Source organism: Ottowia sp. (assembly GCF_035444425.1).
Taxonomy (GTDB): Bacteria; Pseudomonadota; Gammaproteobacteria; order Burkholderiales; family Burkholderiaceae_C; genus Ottowia.
In genome coordinates this window covers 1-12,400 of the sequence record NZ_DAOMOQ010000016.1, presented here as the reverse complement: position 1 = coordinate 12,400, position 12,400 = coordinate 1, and the positions used below count along the sequence as shown (strand labels likewise).

At 69.8% G+C, this 12,400-nt stretch carries 15 protein-coding genes and 1 pseudogene; 8 read left to right on the top strand and 8 right to left on the bottom strand.

What is annotated here, in order from left to right; translation table 11 throughout:
• Nucleotides 1-135 precede the first annotated feature (135 nt).
• Nucleotides 136-987 carry a formyltetrahydrofolate deformylase gene (purU, locus tag PK606_RS08240; protein WP_324562643.1) on the bottom strand — a complete coding sequence of 284 codons (852 nt, stop codon included), beginning with the start codon at nt 985-987 and terminating at the stop codon, nt 136-138.
• Nucleotides 988-1,100: 113 nt separating this feature from the next.
• Between purU and PK606_RS08235 the strand changes: the two genes are divergently transcribed.
• The gene (locus tag PK606_RS08235) at nt 1,101-2,711 is read left to right on the top strand and encodes an AMP-binding protein (protein WP_324562641.1); all 1,611 of its coding nucleotides are present in this window, start codon (nt 1,101-1,103) and stop codon (nt 2,709-2,711) included.
• Nucleotides 2,712-2,883: 172 nt separating this feature from the next.
• Complete coding sequence (locus PK606_RS08230) at nt 2,884-3,369, top strand: YXWGXW repeat-containing protein (RefSeq protein WP_324562639.1); 486 nt, start codon at nt 2,884-2,886, stop codon at nt 3,367-3,369.
• On the opposite strand, the gene PK606_RS08225 is transcribed toward PK606_RS08230, so the two are convergent.
• Complete coding sequence (locus tag PK606_RS08225; protein ID WP_324562636.1) at nt 3,363-4,217, bottom strand: ChaN family lipoprotein; 855 nt, start codon at nt 4,215-4,217, stop codon at nt 3,363-3,365. The two genes, PK606_RS08230 and PK606_RS08225, sit on opposite strands and share 7 nt — an antisense overlap.
• A 61-nt stretch (nt 4,218-4,278) precedes the next feature.
• Here PK606_RS08225 and PK606_RS08220 point away from each other — a divergent pair, with 61 nt between their 5' ends.
• Nucleotides 4,279-5,370: an AbrB family transcriptional regulator gene (locus tag PK606_RS08220; RefSeq protein WP_324562634.1), complete on the top strand. Its 1,092-nt coding sequence runs from the start codon at nt 4,279-4,281 to the stop codon at nt 5,368-5,370.
• A gap of 125 nt (nt 5,371-5,495) precedes the next feature.
• Here PK606_RS08220 and PK606_RS08215 read toward each other — a convergent pair whose 3' ends face one another.
• Nucleotides 5,496-5,777, bottom strand: coding sequence for a BTH_I0359 family protein (locus PK606_RS08215; protein WP_324562632.1), 282 nt, complete (start codon nt 5,775-5,777; stop codon nt 5,496-5,498).
• Between the two features lie 182 nt (nt 5,778-5,959).
• Between PK606_RS08215 and PK606_RS08210 the strand changes: the two genes are divergently transcribed.
• Nucleotides 5,960-7,009 (top strand): fumarylacetoacetate hydrolase family protein, encoded by a 1,050-nt coding sequence (locus tag PK606_RS08210; RefSeq protein ID WP_324562631.1) that lies wholly within the window; start codon nt 5,960-5,962, stop codon nt 7,007-7,009.
• A gap of 20 nt (nt 7,010-7,029) precedes the next feature.
• Here PK606_RS08210 and PK606_RS08205 read toward each other — a convergent pair whose 3' ends face one another.
• Nucleotides 7,030-7,236 carry a dodecin gene (locus PK606_RS08205; RefSeq protein ID WP_324562629.1) on the bottom strand — a complete coding sequence of 69 codons (207 nt, stop codon included), beginning with the start codon at nt 7,234-7,236 and terminating at the stop codon, nt 7,030-7,032.
• 281 nt (nt 7,237-7,517) lie between these two features.
• On the opposite strand from PK606_RS08205, the pseudogene PK606_RS08200 reads away from it, so the two are divergent.
• A pseudogene (locus PK606_RS08200) lies at nt 7,518-7,976 on the top strand (EamA family transporter); the annotation flags it as partial.
• 64 nt (nt 7,977-8,040) lie between these two features.
• Here PK606_RS08200 and PK606_RS08195 read toward each other — a convergent pair.
• The 4 genes from PK606_RS08195 to PK606_RS08180 all read right to left on the bottom strand — a co-directional run bounded on the left by PK606_RS08195 (nt 8,041) and on the right by PK606_RS08180 (nt 10,213).
• Nucleotides 8,041-8,181 carry a MarC family protein gene (locus PK606_RS08195; RefSeq protein WP_502920807.1) on the bottom strand — a complete coding sequence of 47 codons (141 nt, stop codon included), beginning with the start codon at nt 8,179-8,181 and terminating at the stop codon, nt 8,041-8,043.
• A gap of 145 nt (nt 8,182-8,326) precedes the next feature.
• A complete protein-coding gene (locus tag PK606_RS08190; protein ID WP_324562626.1) occupies nt 8,327-8,740 on the bottom strand; it encodes a VOC family protein in 414 nt (137 codons plus the stop codon).
• A 32-nt stretch (nt 8,741-8,772) separates the two neighbouring features.
• Nucleotides 8,773-9,444 carry a glutathione S-transferase family protein gene (locus PK606_RS08185; protein ID WP_324562624.1) on the bottom strand — a complete coding sequence of 224 codons (672 nt, stop codon included), beginning with the start codon at nt 9,442-9,444 and terminating at the stop codon, nt 8,773-8,775.
• Between the two features lie 7 nt (nt 9,445-9,451).
• Nucleotides 9,452-10,213 carry an enoyl-CoA hydratase/isomerase family protein gene (locus PK606_RS08180; RefSeq protein ID WP_324562622.1) on the bottom strand — a complete coding sequence of 254 codons (762 nt, stop codon included), beginning with the start codon at nt 10,211-10,213 and terminating at the stop codon, nt 9,452-9,454.
• An 86-nt stretch (nt 10,214-10,299) separates the two neighbouring features.
• Here PK606_RS08180 and PK606_RS08175 point away from each other — a divergent pair, with 86 nt between their 5' ends.
• The 3 genes from PK606_RS08175 (at nt 10,300) to PK606_RS08165 (ending at nt 12,250) form a co-directional block, all read left to right on the top strand.
• Entirely contained in the window at nt 10,300-11,094 is a 795-nt protein-coding gene (locus PK606_RS08175; protein ID WP_324562760.1) for an enoyl-CoA hydratase/isomerase family protein, read from the top strand.
• 94 nt (nt 11,095-11,188) lie between these two features.
• Complete coding sequence (locus PK606_RS08170; protein WP_324562620.1) at nt 11,189-11,545, top strand: DUF2946 family protein; 357 nt, start codon at nt 11,189-11,191, stop codon at nt 11,543-11,545.
• Between the two features lie 75 nt (nt 11,546-11,620).
• On the top strand, nt 11,621-12,250 hold the full coding sequence (locus PK606_RS08165) for an SCO family protein (RefSeq protein WP_324562618.1): 630 nt from the start codon (nt 11,621-11,623) through the stop codon (nt 12,248-12,250).
• The last annotated feature ends 150 nt before the right edge of the window (nt 12,251-12,400 follow it).

The window sequence follows — 12,400 nt, the reverse complement described above, 5'->3', positions numbered from 1 at the left end:
GGGCGGACTGCGTCAGCCAGCCCGCCAAGAGGGCCGCGGAGCAGGCCATGCCAGAACGCCGTGGCCGGGGTTCCCCCGGCCGCCAGCGTTGCCCCCTGGGGGGAAGGCGGCCGCAGGCCGACTCAGGGGGGATAGTTACCTGAACACCACCGTACGCTGCCCGTTCAGCAGCACACGGTGCTCGCTGTGCCACTGCACCGCGCGCGCCAGCACCTGGCTTTCGGTGTCGCGCCCGATCGCGGTCAGGTCGTCGACGGTCAGGCTGTGGTCCACGCGCGCCACGTCCTGCTCGATGATCGGGCCCTCGTCCAGGTCGGCCGTCACGTAGTGCGCGGTGGCGCCGATCAGCTTCACGCCGCGGTCGTGCGCCTGGTAGTAGGGCTTGGCGCCCTTGAAGCTGGGCAGGAAGCTGTGGTGGATGTTGATGGCGCGCCCGGCCAGGCGCTGGCACATGGCGTCCGACAGCACCTGCATGTAGCGTGCCAGCACCACCAGCTCGGCGCCTTCGCCATCGATGACCTCGAGTTGCCGCGCCTCGGCCAGCGCCTTGTTCGCCTTGCTCACCGCGATGTGGTGGAACGGCACGTTGTAGCTGGCCGCGAGCTGGTAGAAGTCGCGGTGGTTGCTGACGATGGCGCGGATGTCGAGCGGCAGCAGGCCCGACTTCCAGCGGAACAGCAGGTCGTTCAGGCAGTGGCCTTCGCGGCTGACGAAGATCACGGTGCGCACTGGTTGCGCCGCTTCGTGCAGCTGCCAGCGCATGCCGAAGCGTTCGGCCAGCGCGCCGATCTGCCCGCGCAGCGCCTCGGCAAGCGGCTCCGGGCAGGCGAAGCGCACGCGCATGAAGAACAGGCCGGTGTCGGCGTCGTTGTACTGCGCCGCTTCCTCGATGTTGCCGCTGCGCTCCAGCAGAAAGCCCGACACGGCGTGCACGATGCCGCGCTGGTCCGGGCAGGACAGGGTCAGGATATAGGTGGTGTCTTGCATCGGGCGCGATTGTCGCAGCGCGCCACCGGCGCTGTCGCGCAGGCGATGCCGGGTGGACGCGGGCGGGCGCCGGGCTCGCTATATTGATCCGCGCGCCAAACCCAGGAGTCACCATGCCCAGCCGCACCGGACAGCCCTTGCACGAACACCTGCGCCGCCATGCGCGCGAGCGTCCCGATGATGCGGCCATCGTCTGGTACGGCCGCGCCATCAATTGGCGTGAACTGGATGACTGGAGCGATGCGCTGGGCGCGTACCTGCAGGCCATCGGCGTCGGCAAGGGCGCGCCGGTGGCGTTGTTCATGAACAACTGTCCGCAGTACATCCTGGCGCATTACGCGATCCAGAAGATCGGCGCCATCGTCTGCCCCTGCGGGCCGCTGAACAAGGCGCACGAGCTGCAGTACCAGTTGGACGACCTGGGCGCGCGCGTGATCATCGCCGCCGACGGCTTGCTGCCCATCGTCGAGCAGGTGCGCGCGCAGACCCGGCTGGAACACGTGCTGGCGCTGCGCTATGGCGATCTGCTGCCGGATCGGCCCGGCATCGAGCTGCCCGCCGAGCTGCGCGGTGCGACCGCGCCGCTGCCCGAGGACTGCGGCGACATGCTGCAGATCGCCAGGCAGGGCGCACAGGCGGGCCGACGCCCGGCGCCGACGCGCGTTTCGCTCGACGACGTGGCGCTGATGACCTACACCAGCGGCACCACCGGCCTGCCCAAGGGCGCCATGCTGAGCTACGGCAATGCGCTGTTCAAGGCTCGCGTGACGATGCAGGCGAACGAGGTTGGCGCGCAGGACGTGGCGCTGTCAGTGGCGCCGCTCTACCACATCGCCGGCATGCTGATGGGGGTCAACGTGCCGATCCTCGCGGGCGCCACGCAGGTGCTGCTGCTGCGCTTCGATCCGCTGGCGGTGCTGCAGGCCATTCAGGCCTACCGGGTCACGCACTGGTATTCGATTGCCCCGATGAACGTCGCCTGCATGCAGGTGGCGGATGGCCAGCGCTTCGAGCTGCGCAGCCTGCGGCGCAACCCGGTCACCAGCTTCGGTATCACCTTCACCGAAGCGCTGGCGCGGCAGTGGCAGGACTTCACGCGCGGCCCATGCATCAGCTACGAGGCCGCCTATGGCCTGAGCGAAACGCACACCATGGACACCGGCATGCCGCCGGACGCGATCCGCTGGGGCACGCACGGCCGAGCGATGCCGGGGGTCACGATCCGCATCGTCGATCCGGAGACTGGCGCCGAGCAGCCAGTCGGCGCGGTGGGCGAGATCACGCTGATGTCGCCCGGCAACTTCAAGGGCTACTGGAACAAGCCGGAGGCCACGGCGACGACGCTGAAGGACGGCTGGGTCTGGACCGGCGACCAGGGCCGAATGGACGAGGACGGCTACCTGACTTTCATCGGCCGCACCAAGGAGATGATCAAGGTCTCGGGCTACAGCGTGTTCCCGGAGGAGGTGGAAAGCATCCTGATCCGGCACCCTGCCGTGGCGCAGGCGGCGGTGCGGGCCGAGCCGGATCCCGAGAAGGGCGAGGTGGTCAAGGCCTTCATCGTCAAGCAGCCGGGTGCCGCCGTGTCGGCCGACGAGCTGATCGCCTGGAGCCGGGAGAACATGGCGACCTACAAGGCGCCGCGCCACGTGGTCTTCATCGATGCCTTGCCGGCCACGGGCTCGGGCAAGGTGCTCAGGCGCTTGTTGGTAGACCCGGCCTGATCGCCGGATGAAGCCACTCGGCTGGCGCTGCGGGCCTTCGCCGCGGCCTGGCGATGGCGTGTCGCCCACCTGGATACCACGCGACCGCATTACTTTTCCGTCGCTTTGCAGGTGCTTGACACGCACAGTCGACCATGGGTTCGTTGTCCATCGACCATGAAGGAAGCGAGTCATGAAAGCCATCTCGATCAAATCCCTGGTGCTGGCCGCCAGCGTGGCCGTGATTGGCCTGGCCGGTGCCGCGCTGCCCACGACGGCGCGGGCGCAGGCCATCATCTCGGTGCAGATCGGCACGCCACCGCCGCCGCCGCGCTACGAGGTGGTGCCCGCGGCGCGGCCCGGTTACGTGTGGGCAGCGGGGCACTACGAATGGCGGCACGGCAACTACATCTGGCGCCGCGGTCACTGGGTGCAGGCGCGGCCGGGCCATGTCTACGTGCCGGCCGCGTGGCGCGCGCAAGGCAGTCGCTGGCTCTACCAACCGCCGCGCTGGGACGCGCGGCCGCTGCCGGCATCGAGCCGTTCACGCCACTGGCGCGACGACGACAGTTACCGCGGAGGTCGCCATGACAATCGCCCGCGCTACCGCACCGACCGCGACCGTGATGGCGTGCCGGATCGCACCGACCGCTACCCCAGGAACCCGCGTCGTCACTGAGCCGGCCGCGCTGCCGCTGGCGCGGCGCGTCGGAACTCGGCGCAGTAGTCGCGCGGCGGCAGCGCCGGCGTCGCCCAGACCAGGTCGGCGCCGCCGGCCTCCGCGTCCGGCGCCGCGCTGTCGCCGGCATGCGGCTCCGAGCGCGCTGACAGCACCTTGTACGATACTTCCGCCGGCAACTGCGCCGGCACACCCAGTGCGCGGTGCACATGGCCGTTGCCGGCCACCAGCAGCACCGTGCGTCCGGGCTGGCGCGCCGCGCTGACGGTTTCGGCCATGCTGATGTCGCGTGCGATCTGCACCCGCGTCATCGGCAGGATCTGCGACTCGGGCAGCGCGTTGCAATGGCCGTCGCGGATGCGCTGCTGCTGTTCGGCCAGCGCGGGTGGTGGCAGGCGCGCGTCGAGCGTGGCGTCGCGCATCACCTCGCGCTGGCGCGCGTTCGGGAGGTTGGCGCCCAGCACCGGCACGCCGGCGCGCACCGCGGCCATCACCACCGGGCCGTAGCTGGCCCAGGGCCAGCCGCCGGGCTGGCGCCAGGCCAGGGCGGCGCGCACCTGGGCTTCGCTGGCGTCGGTCGGCAGGCCGGCGGTGCTGTGGCCGCGCTCGGCCATCTCCAGCGCCAGTGCCGCCAAGCTTTCGCGCGCCGCCAGCCATTCGACCGTCTGGCGCTGCAATTGCTGGTGGGTCGGCGCGTCGTGCTGCTCGCCCAGCAGCAGCACCTCGGTCGGCAGCAGGGCCTGCAGCCGCGCCTGCTCCGGCGCGCCCAGCGGCGTTGCCGGCGTCGCGCAGGCGCCGAGCAGCCAAGCCGCGAGCAGCGGCAACGTGTGAATGAGCGATGGACGCATCGCGCCATACTAAGCGCTAAGCGTGATCGCACCCGCCATGCCGCAGTTTTCTCCTGCCCTCATGCGCCAGCTTCTGCGCACCCTGTTCACCCTGCTGCTGGCGTGGGTCGCGGCGCTGCTGTGCGTGGCGCTGAACACGCCGATCCCCTGGATGATCGGTCCGCTGCTGGCGACCGCGTTCGCCACCATGGCGGGGGCGCCGACGCACAGCGCCAACGAGCTGCGCAACGCCGGGCAATGGACCATCGGCGGCGCGCTGGGCCTGTACTTCACGCCCGAGGTGACGACGCTGGTGCTGGGCCTGTGGTGGGCGGCGCTGCTCGGCGTCGCGTGGGCGCTGCTGCTGGGCGTCGGCTTCGGCGCCTGGATGCGGCACGCCCTGGTGCCGGGCCGGCAGGGCCTGTCGATGGCGGAACTGCGGGCGACGACCCACTTCTCCGGCGCCGTCGGCGGCGCCTCGGAGATGACGCTGCTGGCCGAGCGCTGCGGCGGCCGCACCGACCTGGTGGCGGCCGCCCACAGCGTGCGCATCGCGGTGGTGGTGCTGAGCGTGCCGTTCGCCATGCAGTGGGCGCGCCAGCACTGGCAGCTCGAGGCGCTCGACATGATGCCGCCCGGCCCGCGCGTGGCCGAGTGGCCGGGCCTGCTGTGGCTGGTGCTGGCCACTGGCGCGGGGGCGGCGCTGATGCGGCTGACCGGCCGCGCCAACCCGTGGTTCATCGGCGCGCTGCTGGCGGCGATGGGTCTGACCATGGCCGGCGTGCACTTGTCCGTGGTGCCGACGGCGCTGATCAACGCGGCGCAACTGGTGATCGGCGTCAGCCTGGGCGTACGCTTCACGCGCCAGTTCATGCATGCGGCGCCGCGCTGGCTGCTGGCGGCGGCGCTCGGCACCGTGGGCATGATCGGCGCCTGCGCGCTGTTTGTCCTGGCGCTGGCGTGGGGCACCGGCCTGCATCCGGTGACGCTGATGCTGGCCACCGCGCCCGGCGGCATCGCCGAGATGACGATCACCGCCAAGGTGCTGCAACTCGGCGTGCCGGTGGTGACGGCGTTCCAGGTGTGCCGGCTGGTGGCGGTGCTGCTGCTGGCGGAGCCCCTGTACCGGCGCTGGGTGGCGCCGCGTCAGACCGCGCTGCCGGATCGAGGCTGAAGCGCTGCGGCACTCTCGGCGCCGCTGGCGCAAGGTGCCTGGGCCGCAGGTTTCACGTGCCGGAGAAAACAAAGGCCCGACGCGATGCGCGGGCCTTGGCTGTCAAGGTGATCGGAAAGGCCGTGTCAGTGCACGACGACCGGGTTCTGCGCCAGTTCAGCGTAGCCTTCCAGCGTGTTCTCGACTTCTTCCTGCGTCGGCGTGTTCTCCTGCCAGGCGGCAATGCGCTGCTGGAACAGTTCGGCCCACAAACCATCGAGGTAGACCTCCTTGCCGGAGCGCTTGTCCACGATCTCGAAACCGTGGCGTGCCAGCACCGGCTTGCCCTCCGTGGTGTCGGTGCCCGCAGGCGGATCCGGCAACAGATGCACGACCGCGAAGCTGTCGGAGTGGTAGAGCGTGTTCATCAATGCGTCGAACCTCTTCAGGACGGTACATGCAGGCGAAATTGCCTACACCTCATAGATAAGAACGCAGCACAGCTATTCAAGGTGTACGCGTTGTCCCTGATGAGCTGTCAGGGAAAGCCGATGCCTTGCGCCTAGAATCGCCCGCACCCGGCCCATCCGAGCGTCGCCGGGCAGCATCGATGAAACTGGCAAGCTACAAGGACGGCTCGCGCGACGGGCAATTGCTGGTCGTCTCGCGCGACCTGACGACGGCGCACTACGCGACCGGCATCGCCAGCCGCCTGCAGCAGGCGCTGGACGACTGGAACTTCATCTCGCCGCAGCTGCAGGACCTGTACGACGCGCTCAACAGCGGCAAGGCGCGGCACGCATTCGCGTTCGAGCCGGCCCAGTGCATGGCGCCGCTGCCGCGTGCCTACCAGTGGGCCGATGGCTCGGCCTACCTCAATCATGTCGAGCTGCTGCGCACCGCGCGCGGCGCCGAAATGCCCGAAAGCCTGTTGACCGATCCGCTGATGTACCAGGGCGGCAGCGACGACTTCCTGGGGCCGCAGGACGACATCCGCGTCGCCAGCGAGGATTTCGGCATCGACTTCGAGGCCGAGCTGGCGGTGATCACCGGCGATGTGCCGATGGCGGCCACGCCGGAGCAGGGGCTGGATGCCGTGCGCTTGCTGATGCTGGCCAACGACGTCAGCCTGCGCGGCCTGGTGCCCGATGAGCTGGCCAAGGGCTTCGGCTTCTTCCACAGCAAGCCATCGACCGCCTTCGGCCCGGTGGCCGTCACGCCCGATGAACTTGGCGACGCCTGGCAGGGCGGCCGCGTGCACCTGAGCCTGCAGGTGAGCTGGAACGGCCGCAAGGTCGGCCTGTGCGAGGCCGGTCCCGAGATGCACTTCCACTTCGGCCAGCTGATCGCCCACGCCGCCCGCACGCGCCGCCTGCGCGCCGGCAGCATCATCGGCAGCGGCACCGTCAGCAACGCCGGTGTGGAGAAGCATGGCCGGCGCGAATGGCCCAAGGGCTACGCGTGCATCGCCGAAAAGCGCGCCATGGAAACACTGCAGGACGGCGCGCCCAAGACCGGATACATGCGCTTCGGCGACAGCGTGCGCATCGAGATGAAGGGCCGCGGCGGCGAATCGCTGTTCGGCGCCATCGAGCAGCAAGTGACCGAGTTCGGGGTCCAGCGTCCTTTCATCGCGCATGCGCAGCTATGCAAAGGATAGCTGCCCGGGCTGGCGCCGACTCAGTCGAGCCTGAATCCGACCTCGATCGTCACCTGCCAGTGGCCGACCTGGCCGTCCACCACGTGGCCGCGCGTCTCGACCACCTTGAACCAGTTGATGTTGCGCACCGACTCGTGCGCCTTGGCGAGCGCGGCTTGCACGGCCCGCTCGATGCTCTCGGTCGACGAGCCGGTGAGGTGAAGGTGCTTGTAGATGTGATCGTCCATGGCTTGTCTCCGGTGCGGGGTGAACGGCCATGGTAGTGCGCGGCCGGCATGGCAGCGTCGCCAGGGGTCATCGAGGCGGTGGCGTCGCGCGCTCCGCTCTTATGATGCGCGGCATGTCGTTCCATCACCTGAGCCCGCCCTCCGTGGCCGCCCCTCCGCCGGGCGCACGGGCGACCGGCTGACGCCCGTCGCCTGACCTTGTCACGGGCTGGCGCCGCGACCGGCGCCTGCGGTGCGCGGCCGCGCGCACCGTCCAGAAGGCAACGCACTTATCTCAGGTTATTCCCATGAACGTATGGCCGACGGCGCTGTTCGTGCTGCTGTGGAGCAGCGGCGCCATCTTCTCCCGCTGGGGGCTCGATTACGCCTCGCCCTTCGTGCTGCTGGCGCTGCGCTTCGGCGTGGCGCTGGTGTTTCTCGGACTGCTCGGCTGGCGCGGGCGCGCGTGGCTGCCGGCGCCCGGCATGCGCGCGCAGGTGGCCGCCACCGGGCTGCTGCTGGTCGGCGGCTACTCGTGCGCCTACTTCCTGGCGCTCGACCAGGGGCTGACGCCCGGCGCGCTGGCTACCATCCTGGGCGTGCAGCCCATCGCCACGCTCCTGATCCAGGAGCGGCGCGCGCCTGCCCTGCGCTGGCTTGGGCTGGCGGTGGCGCTGGCCGGCCTGGTGCTGGTGGTGCTCGACAGCCTGCTGCGCGCCCGCGTGTCGGTGGCCGGTGTGGGCTGGGCGCTGGCGGCGCTGGTGCTGGTGTTCCGGGCGCGGCCGGCGCGCTGAGCGCGCTGCATGGCGGCGGAAACACCATGCGCTACGCGATCAGCAACAGCACCACACTGCCGGCCATCTGCAGCGACAGCGGCGACAGGTTCATCACGCGCAGAAAGCCGTCACCCAGGAACACGAAAACCGGCAGCAGCGTGAAGGCGATCGGCACCTCGCGCAGGATCACGCGGAGTCGCGTTCGAGAACATGGAACCGTTCGGGGTGAGCACGTCGAAGCTCTGCCAGACGCCTGCACTTCTACAAAGCCTGTCGCCAGCTTGCCGAACGGCTCAGCGCGGACGGGTTCCTATGCTGCCGCGCGCCAATCGGTATCAGGCGTCGTACACGGCTGCCAGATCGTCGAAGCCCTTGACCTCGATCGGGTTGCCGAACGGGTCGCGGAAGAACATGGTCCACTGCTCGCCCGGCTGGCCGGCAAAGCGCAGCTGCGGCTCGATGACGAATTCGGTGCCCGCCTTGCGCAGCCGCTCGGCCATCGCATCCCAGTCGGCGCGCTGCAGGATCAGGCCCAGGTGCGGCATCGGCACCCAGTGATCGCCGACCTTGCCGGTGTCGGTGGTCTGGAACGGCTGGCCCAGGTGCAGCGAAAGCTGGTGGCCGAAGAAGTCGAAATCGACCCAGGTGTCGGTGCTGCGGCCTTCGCGGCAGCCGAGCACGCCGCCGTAGAAGCGGCGCGCCGCGTCCAGGTCGGTGACGTGGTAGGCGAGATGGAACAGGGCTTGCATGGCGGCAGGATAGCGCGGCTGGTGCTCGCGGCTCAGCCGAGCGGCGACGGCCGGGTCGAAACGCCTTGGGCGATGGCGGCTTCGCGCTGCGCCGCCTGCGCGCGGGTGTAGGCGGGGCGCCCGGCCAGCCCGTGCCAGTAGGCCAGAACGCTGGCGGGCAGCGGCTGCGGCAGCTCGATGAAGGTCGCCAGCATCACCGCATAGCCGATCGCCACGTCGGCGGCGGTGAAGCGGCCGGCGCACAGGTGCGGGCGGCCGTCGGCCAGCGCGGCCTCCAGCGCCCGCAGGCGGCCGAGAAACCAGCGTGCGTAGTCGTGCGCCACCTGCGGCTGTCGGCGCTCGGGCGGCTCGAAACGCGCATAGCGCAGCACCAGCGTCTGTGGGAAGGTGAGCGTGGCGTCGCTCATGTGCAGCCAGTTCAGGTAGGCGGCGTACCCGGTTTCGTGTACGGCCACGTCGAGCACGCCGGGGCTGTGGCGCGCGGCCAGGTACTGGCAGCTGGCGGCCGACTCGGTCAAGCGCACGCCCTCGGCCGTTGTCAATAGCGGCACGGTGCCCAGCGGGTTGAGCGCCAGGTAGTCTTTCGCCGATGCGCGCGGCGGAAACGGCAGCATGCGCAGCTCATAGGGCAGGCCCAGTTCCTCCAGCATCCACAGTGTGCGGAACGAGCGCGCATCGACGCAGTGGTGCAGCGTGTAGTTCATGTGCGGATCAGGCACGGTCGGGCTTCGACGAGGCCGCGCTGCGCCGCACGGTGTCGGGATCGTCGAAGCAGCGCGTGGCGCCCACCTGCTCGACTTGCAGCGCCGCAGCCAGTGCACCCGACGCGCCGATGAGCGCCTGCTTGAGCAGGCCCGTGGCCAGCGGCGAGCGCTCGGCCACGCTGCGCGCCAGATCCATCGCCGTCGGCAGCACCCGGTCGGGTGGCACCACGCGATTGACCAGGCCCAGCGCGCGCAGGCGCTCGGCCGAGAGCCTCTCGCCCAGCACCAGCAGTTCCATCGCGCGCTGGTGACCCAGGGCCTGCGGCAGCAGGTGCGTGACGCCGCCGGTGACGAAGTGGCCGAGCTGCATCTCGGGGAAGAAGGCGATCAGGTCCTCGCTGGCCACCACCAGGTCGCAGTTCAGCAGCCATTCCAGCCCGGCGCCGACCGCGTAGCCGTGGATGGCGCCGATCACCAGCCGGGGTCCGCCGGTGATGGCCTGGGTGATGCGCTGGGTCGCCTCGGCCATCCGAGCGCCCAGGCCGGCGGCGCTGTCCGCCGAGGCGGTGTCCTTGAGGTCGGCGCCGGCGCAGAAGGCGCGGCCGGTGCCGGTCAGCACGATGGCGCGCGTGTCGGCATCGTCCTGCGCGGTGCGCAGCACGGCGTGCAGATCCTGCAGCAGCGCCAGGCCGACGGCGTTCAGGCGCTCGGGGCGGTTCAGGGTGACGACGCTGACGCTGCCGTCGCGGTGCAGGGTGGCGAAACTCATGCTCGGGGTGTGCGGAACGTGCGCCGGCGTGCGGCTACGATCAGCCATCTTGACATACCGAGGAGACCCGCATGCGCGCCCCCGCCATCGACTACAGCCGCTACCAGACCTTCAACATCAGTCGCCGCGGCGCCAATGGCGACGTGCTGGATCTGCAGATGAAGGCCAAGAACGGCAAGCTGCCCACCGCCGGCCATGACGGCCACTGGGAGCTGTCGGAAATCTGGCGTGACGTCGACAAGGACGACAGCGTTCGCGCCGTGGTGCTGCGCGGCGAAGGCATGGGCTTTTCCGGCGGTGGCGACCTGGCGCTGGTGCAGGACATGGCGGCCGACTTCGGCGTGCGCTCGCGCGTGTGGAAGGAGGCGCGCGACCTGGTCTACAACGTCATCAACTGCGACAAGCCGATCGTCAGCGCGATGCACGGTCCGGCCGTGGGGGCCGGGCTGGTGGCGGGGCTGCTGGCCGACATCTCGATCGCGGCCAAGTCGGCCAAGATCGTCGACGGCCACACGCGCCTGGGCGTGGCGGCGGGTGACCACGCCGCGATCTGCTGGCCGATCCTGTGCGGCATGGCCAAGGCCAAGTACTACCTGATGCTGTGCGAGGCCGTGACCGGCGAGGAAGCCGAGCGCATCGGCCTGGTGTCGCTTGCCGTCGACGACGAACAACTGCTCGACAAGGCCTACGAGGTGGCCGACAAGCTCGCTGCCGGCAGCACCACCGCGATCCGCTGGACCAAGTACTCGCTCAACAACTGGTACCGCCAGGCCGGGCCCTCGTTCGACACCTCGTTGGCGCTCGAATTCATGGGCTTCGCCGGCCCCGACGTGCAGGAAGGCGTGGCCTCGTTGCGGGAGCGCCGCACGCCGAAGTACTGAGAAGGTGTGAACGAACCCGCCATCGCCGCTCGGGCCTGGCGGAATTGATCTCGGGCAATTACCCGTGCGGCAAGTCGTCCATAATGGCCGCGCGATGGAATCCCTGCGCCGCGCCCGCCACCTCGTCCGCTTCGTGCTGGCGTGGTTCGTGCTGGCGCTGGGCGTGGCGGCTGCGTCGCCGTTGATCCAGCCGCAGGCCATGGAACTGGTCTGTGCCAGCGATGGCCAGGTCAAGCTCATGGTGCTCGGCGACGACGGCGCAGTCGAACTGGGCGCCAGCCACCTGGATTGCCCGCTGTGTCTGGTGGCTTCCGCACCGCCGCCGCTGCCTTTCGTGGCACCGCAGCCGCCGCGCCTGCCGGCACGTGGCTGGACCGTGCTGGCGCTGGCGCCGCTGCCCTCTGCGGCCGCGCTGCCCTGGCAAGCGCGCGCGCCGCCGTCCTTCTCCTGATTGCTCCCGGTTTCGTAGCTGACGGCGCCCGTGGCGCCTGATTCAGCGTCGCTTTCTTGCTTTCAGGAGATCACCATGGACCAGACCAGGGGCCGCCGCACCGCCTTGGTGCGCCTGTCCGCCATCACCCTGGCCGCGCTGGGCGGCGCGGCCATCACGGCTTGCGACCGCCTGAGTCCGGCCGCAAAGCAGCCCAGCTTTCGCGGCTTCGACCTCACCGGCGCCGACTACGGCCGCGACTTCAGCCTGCCGGATGTCTACGGGCAGGTGCGCACGCTGGCCGACTTTCGCGGCAAGGTGGTGATGCTGTTCTTCGGCTTCGTGCAATGCCCCGACATCTGCCCCACCGCGCTGGCGCGTGCGGCCGAGGTCAAGCGCCTGCTGGGCGCCAACGGTGAGCACCTGCAGATGATCTTCGTCACCGTCGATCCCGAGCGCGACACCGCCCAGGTCCTGCGTGACTACGTGACCTCGTTCGACCCCAGCTTCGTCGCGCTGCGCGGCGATGCCGAGGCGCTGCAGGCCACCGCCGCCGAGTTCAAGGTGTTCTACAAGGCGGTGCCGACCGGCAGCAGCTACACCATGGACCACTCGACCCAGTCCTACGTGTTCGATCCGTCCGGGCGCCTGCGCCTGGTGCTGCGGCACGACCAGACCGCCGAGGACTACGCGCACGACATCGCGCAACTGATTCCCCAACCCTGACCAGCTGGTTCTTCGCTCGTTTTTTCTTTCTCAAGGAGTTCATCATGAAACGCATTGCTTTCGCCCTCACCGCCATCGCCCTCACGGCGGCGGCACATGCCCAGGTCAGCGTCACCGACGCCTGGGTGCGTGCCACCGTGGCGCAGCAAA

What these genes read in the sequence shown, in the direction of transcription:
- purU (WP_324562643.1), bottom strand. Translation starts at nt 987, where the DNA reads ATGCAAGACACCACCTATATCCTGACCCTGTCCTGCCCGGACCAGCGC.
- PK606_RS08235 (WP_324562641.1), top strand. Translation starts at nt 1,101, where the DNA reads ATGCCCAGCCGCACCGGACAGCCCTTGCACGAACACCTGCGCCGCCAT.
- PK606_RS08230 (WP_324562639.1), top strand. Translation starts at nt 2,884, where the DNA reads ATGAAAGCCATCTCGATCAAATCCCTGGTGCTGGCCGCCAGCGTGGCC.
- PK606_RS08225 (WP_324562636.1), bottom strand. Translation starts at nt 4,217, where the DNA reads ATGCGTCCATCGCTCATTCACACGTTGCCGCTGCTCGCGGCTTGGCTG.
- PK606_RS08220 (WP_324562634.1), top strand. Translation starts at nt 4,279, where the DNA reads ATGCGCCAGCTTCTGCGCACCCTGTTCACCCTGCTGCTGGCGTGGGTC.
- PK606_RS08215 (WP_324562632.1), bottom strand. Translation starts at nt 5,777, where the DNA reads ATGAACACGCTCTACCACTCCGACAGCTTCGCGGTCGTGCATCTGTTG.
- PK606_RS08210 (WP_324562631.1), top strand. Translation starts at nt 5,960, where the DNA reads ATGAAACTGGCAAGCTACAAGGACGGCTCGCGCGACGGGCAATTGCTG.
- PK606_RS08205 (WP_324562629.1), bottom strand. Translation starts at nt 7,236, where the DNA reads ATGGACGATCACATCTACAAGCACCTTCACCTCACCGGCTCGTCGACC.
- PK606_RS08190 (WP_324562626.1), bottom strand. Translation starts at nt 8,740, where the DNA reads ATGCAAGCCCTGTTCCATCTCGCCTACCACGTCACCGACCTGGACGCG.
- PK606_RS08185 (WP_324562624.1), bottom strand. Translation starts at nt 9,444, where the DNA reads ATGAACTACACGCTGCACCACTGCGTCGATGCGCGCTCGTTCCGCACA.
- PK606_RS08180 (WP_324562622.1), bottom strand. Translation starts at nt 10,213, where the DNA reads ATGAGTTTCGCCACCCTGCACCGCGACGGCAGCGTCAGCGTCGTCACC.
- PK606_RS08170 (WP_324562620.1), top strand. Translation starts at nt 11,189, where the DNA reads ATGGAATCCCTGCGCCGCGCCCGCCACCTCGTCCGCTTCGTGCTGGCG.
- PK606_RS08165 (WP_324562618.1), top strand. Translation starts at nt 11,621, where the DNA reads ATGGACCAGACCAGGGGCCGCCGCACCGCCTTGGTGCGCCTGTCCGCC.